This is a genomic window from Microbacterium sp. B19 (assembly GCF_000333395.1).
In the GTDB taxonomy this organism is placed as follows: Bacteria; Actinomycetota; Actinomycetes; order Actinomycetales; family Microbacteriaceae; genus Microbacterium.
This window is the reverse complement of record NZ_BADA01000031.1, coordinates 1-1,225: the sequence shown is the minus strand read 5'-3', so window position 1 is coordinate 1,225 and position 1,225 is coordinate 1. Positions and strand designations below refer to the sequence as shown.

General features: G+C 71.9%; 1 protein-coding gene. It reads left to right on the top strand.

Annotated elements, in window-relative coordinates:
• Nucleotides 1–1,225 (top strand): ERAP1-like C-terminal domain-containing protein (locus I5G_RS01000; RefSeq protein WP_022877386.1); only part of this gene is annotated, 1,225 nt, incomplete at both ends.

The window sequence follows — 1,225 nt, the reverse complement described above, 5'->3', positions numbered from 1 at the left end:
GCCGCGACCTGGGCGACTGGGCCAAGAAGTGGCTCGAGACCGCGGGCGTGAACACGCTCTCGCCGCTCATCGAGCAGGACGACCACGGGTCGCTCACGCGTTTCGCGATCGTGCAGACCGCGCCGTCGGACTACCCGACGATCCGTCCGCACCGCCTCGGCGTCGGCTTCTACTCGCTCGACAAGTCGGGCCGCCTCGAGCGGGTGCACCGCATCGAGCTCGACGTCGACGGCGACCGCACCGAGGTGCCGCAGTTGCGTGGCATCCGTCGTCCGGACCTCGTGCTGCTCAACGACGACGACCTCGCGTACGCGAAGATCCGCCTCGACGAGCGCTCGCTCGCCACGGCCATCGCGCACCTCAAAGACATCGCCGACCCGCTCGCGCGCTCGCTCGTCTGGGGTGCCGCGTGGGACCAGACCCGGGATGCCGAAGCCTCGGCGACCGACTACATCGACCTGGTGCTGCGGAACATCGGTTCCGAGACCGAGTCGACCACGGTCCGCACGACCCTCGCACAGCTCCAGCTCGCGGCCAACAGCTACGTCGCTCCGGCGACCCGCGCGGCCGCTCGCGAGCGCGTCGCGGACGGTCTGTGGGCGCTGGCGCAGGCGGCCGGGGCCGGCAGTGACAGCCAGCTGCAGTTCGTGACGGCGTTCGCCTCGGCCGCGGCGACCCCCGCGCACGTCGAGACGGTCCGCGCGCTGCGCGACGGCGAGACGGTGCTCGATGGACTCGAGATCGACACCGACCTGTCGTGGCAGCTGCTGGTCGCTCTCGCCGCCGGCGGCGCGGTCACCGCGGCCGACATCGACGCGGCCCGCGAAGCAGACAACACGGCGAAGGGCGGGGAGTTCGCGGCGCAGGCCAAGGCCGCGCTGCCGACCGTCGAGGCGAAGCATGAGGCGTGGAGCTCGCTCATCGACCGCGCCGACGCGCCGAACACGATCGTGCGCTCGGCGGCGCTCGGGTTCACGCACCCGGCGACGGTCGACGTCCTCGCGGAGTTCGTCGGGCCGTACTTCGACATGCTGCTCCCCATCTGGGAGAGCCGGAGCTACCAGATCGCGCAGTACCTGATCGTGGGGCTCTACCCGGCCGCTCTCGCGAACACGCAGCTGCGGGATGCCACTCGCGCCTGGCTCTCCGCGCANCAGGACGCGGNCCCCGCGCTCCGTCGCCTCGTGAGCGAGAACCTCGCCGGTGTCGAGCGCGCACTCGCGGT